This is a genomic window from Inquilinus sp. YAF38 (assembly GCF_052113205.1).
Classification (GTDB): Bacteria; Pseudomonadota; Alphaproteobacteria; order DSM-16000; family Inquilinaceae; genus Inquilinus.
Window position 1 is genome coordinate 1 of sequence record NZ_JBFRCU010000180.1, and the last position, 3,795, is coordinate 3,795.

Below are 3,795 nucleotides of genomic sequence, written 5' to 3' on the forward strand. Positions count from 1 at the left end.
ACCACCTCGAACACGCTGCCGCGGCCAGGCCAGGAGCGCACGGCAATCTGATGGCCGAGCCGCGCCGCGATGCGCTCGACGATGGCCAGGCCCAGCCCCAGCCCCGCCGGTTCGTCCTCGCCGCCGGAGCCGAGGCGGCGGAACTCCTCGAAGATGACGGAGAGCTGCTCCGGCGGGATGCCCGGCCCGGTGTCCCAGACCTGGATCGCCAGGGCGCCGGCCCGTCGCCGGCAGCCGACCAGCACCGTGCCCTGCCGGGTGTAGCGCACCGCGTTGGACACGAAGTTCTGGACGATGCGGCGGACCAGCGCCGGGTCGGTCTGCACGGTCGCGGCCGAGCGCGCGACCTTGAGGCGCAGGCCCCGGCGGCGCGCGATCGGCTCGAACGGCAGCGCGGCCATGCGCAGGATCTCGTCCACCGCCACCGGCCGCGGCTGCGGCTCGAAGCCGCCGGCGTCAAGCTTGGAGATCTCCAGCAGGGCCTGCAGCAGTTCCTCCACCGCGCCGAGCGAGCTGTCGATATGGCCGACCAGCGGCGCCTCCGGCCGGCGGCCCAGCCGCTCCGCCAGGGTGGCGGTCAGCAGCCGCGCGGCGTGGAAGGGCTGCAGCAGGTCGTGGCTCGCCGCCGCCAGGAAGCGAGTCTTGCCGAGATTGGCCGCCTCGGCCGCCGCCTTGGCCGCCGCCAGCGCCTCGTTCAGCGCGGTCAGCTCGCTTGTACGCTCGACGACGCGGCGCTCCAGCGTCTCGGCGGTCTCACGCAGCACGGCCTCGGCCCGGCGCTGCTCGGTGATGTCCTGGTACAGGGTGAAGAAGCCGATCACCCGGCCCTGCTCGTCCCGGTGCGGGATGTAGGTGCCGCGCGCCAGCTCGGCCCCGGCAGCGGTGAAGCCGATCTCGAACACCTGGCGCCGCCCGGCCAGCGCCGCGTCGATATAGGGCTTCAGCCGGGCATAGCGATCCTCGCCCAGCGCGGTGCGGATCGACAGGCCGTTGCTCTGGCCCCGCTCCAGCCCCAGCGCCTGCTCGTAGGGGTGATTGGTGAAGCGGTAGCGCTCCTCCCGGTCGACATAGGCGATCAGCACCGGGACATTGTCGGTGTAGATGCGGATGCGCCGCTCGCTCTCGCGCAGCGCATCCAGCGTCGTCACCCGCTCGGTGACGTCGGTGCAGACCAGGACGAAGCCGCCATCCGGCATCGGGTTGGTCTGCAGCTCCAGCACCCGCCCGTCGGCGTCGCGCCGCTCATGGCTGTGGGCGCGCCGGCGCCGCTCAGGGTCGCGCTGCTCCTCCAGCAAGACCGAGAGGTCGAGGCCGCCGCCCGGCGCCGCCAGCGCCTGCAACGGCATGCCGATCGCGACCTGCGGCTCGGCCAGGCCGAGGATCTCGACGAAGCGGCGGTTCCAGCCGGCCAGGCGCAGCTCGCGGTCGAACACGCCGATGCCCTGGCCGATATTGTCGAGCGTGGCGCTCAGCAGGTCGCGGTTGAAGAGGATCGCCTCCGACGCCTGGCGCAGCAGGGTCTGCGACCGGCCGATGGTGGAGCGGTGCCGGCGCATCGTGGCGGCGACCATGATGCGGGCCGAGGCGGCGCCGATCGCGCCGCTCAGCAGCCGCTCGGTGTGGTCGGCCAGGTCGCGGTCGCGCAGCACCGCCACCGGCCCGCCGAAGGCCAGCTCGGCCCGGTCCGGCCCGATGAAACGGGCGACCAGGGTCTTGAGGTCATCGAAGGCGGCGGCGCGGTGCGTGGCCTGCGGCCGCTGCCGGGCCTCGACCACCGGGCCGACGAAAGCCTCGGCCTGCTCCCGGTCGCGCTCGCCCGCCTGCGCCCGCCGCGACACGCCGACCAGCAGCACGGTGTTGAGCGCCAGGCTCCAGAAGGCGCCGCGGGTCAGGGCGTCGACATCGTCGCCGATCCCCCACAGCGCCCCGTCGATCCCGAACAGCGGCACCGACGACACCCAGTCGACCCCGGTCAGGGTCGGCGCCAGGAAGACCACGACCCAGACCAGGAAGCCGCCCGCCATGCCGACAAAGGCGCCGTGGCGATGGGCGCCGCGCCAGTACAGCCCGGCGATCAGCGCCGGCCCCAGCTGGGCCACGGCGCAGAAGGCGATCAGGCCGATCGAGGCCAGCGGCAGGCTGCCCCCGATCATGGCGTGATAGGCATAGGCCAGCAGCAGGATGCCGAAGATCGCGATCCGGCGGATGCGCAGCACGGCGGGGCCGAGGTCGCTGTCGCCGCGCGCCGCCATGCCGCCGCGCAGCAGCAGCGGCAGCACCAGCTCGTTGCTGATCATGGTGCTCAGCGCCACGGTCTCGACGATCACCATGCCGGTGGCGGCCGACAGCCCGCCCAGGAACACGGCCAGCGACAGCAGCGGGTCGCCCGCCTGCATCGGCAGCGCCAGCACGAACAGGTCGGGGTCCGTCGTGGCGCCAAGCAGCAGCAGCCCGGCCACCGCGAAGGCCGGGACGAACAGGTTGATGGCACCGAGATAGGCCGGGAACAGCCAGCGCGCCGTGCGCAGGTTAGCCGGCCGGCCGCTTTCCACCACCCCGACATGGAACTGCCGCGGCAGGCACAGGAAGGCCAGCGCCGACATGACGGTGATCGAGACCCATTCCGGCCCGACCGAGAAGCCCTCCAGCCGCGCCTGCAGCGCCGGCATCGACAGCAGCCGCGCCGCCAGGTCGCCCGGCCCGTCGAACATGGCGAAGGTGACGAAGGCTCCGGCCGCCAGGATCGCCCCTAGCTTGACCAGGGATTCGAAGGCGATCGCCAGGATCATGCCCTGATGCCGCTCGTTGGCCTGGACGTGGCGGACGCCGAACAGGATGGCGAAGACCGCCATGGTCAGGGCGACATGCAGGGCGGTGTCGGTCCACACCGGCGCCCCCCCTCGCCCGCCCGGCCCGGTGGCCAGCGCGCCGAAGCTCAGCGAGACGGCCTGCAGCTGCAGCGCGATATAGGGCAGCACGCCGACCAGCGCGATCAGGGTCGCCACCGCGGCGACGACGCGGCTCTTGCCGTAGCGGGCGGCGATGAAGTCGGCGACCGAGGTGATGTTCTGCTCGCGCGCCATCCGGGTGATCTTCTTCATCATCGGAAAGCCGAGGGTGATCACCAGGATCGGCCCGACATAGATCAGGGTGAAATCGAGTCCGTGCGACGCGGCACGGCCGACGCCGCCATAGAAGGTCCAGGAGGTGCAATAGACCGCGAGCGAGAGGGCATAGACCGCCGGCTCGCGCAGGCCGGAGCGCCAATAGGCCGGGCTGCGGTCGCCGATGAATGCAACGGCGAAGAGGAGGCCGAGATAGCCGAGCGCGATCAGCCACAGCAGCCAGTCAGCCACCGCCCGCTCCCCGATCCTTGCGCCTGGTCCTCCCGGTCATGCCGCCAGCATAAGACGGCCGAGGCCGCGCGCCGAGCGTTTCGGAAGGGTCAGCGCCTGCTCGCACTACGGCATTCAAACATCTCTCGAGCGTCGCGCGGGTTGCCTCTCCCGCTTGCGGGACCTTTTCAGAATTCGATCACTTGAACCGACGCGTGTTTTCTACTCTCCCCCTCCCCTCGCGGGGGAGGGGGTGTCGATGACGCGAGCCGACGCGGAATTAACCAGGATTTCTGCAGGGCTGGTGGTGACGCTCGACATCAGTTCCATCGGCGCCAAACCCCTCCCCCAACCCCCTCCCGCAAGGGCAGGGCTATCGCATGTATGTAAAGAGTTCGAAGAAGAATTCTTTGCTCCATTTTGCGCGGCGCATTTTGCTGGCGAGGGGTTTGTCGAGGGG

At 71.1% G+C, this 3,795-nt stretch carries 2 protein-coding genes; one reads left to right on the plus strand and one right to left on the minus strand.

Features of this window, described 5'->3' with window-relative positions:
• Positions 1–3,356: PAS-domain containing protein (locus AB4Z01_RS35930; protein ID WP_441701610.1), on the minus strand; the 3,356-nt coding region annotated here is incomplete at its 3' end.
• Positions 3,357–3,594: 238 nt separating this feature from the next.
• Between AB4Z01_RS35930 and AB4Z01_RS35935 the strand changes: the two genes are divergently transcribed.
• A partial coding sequence (locus tag AB4Z01_RS35935; protein ID WP_441701612.1) for a hypothetical protein occupies positions 3,595–3,795 on the plus strand: 201 nt, incomplete at its 3' end.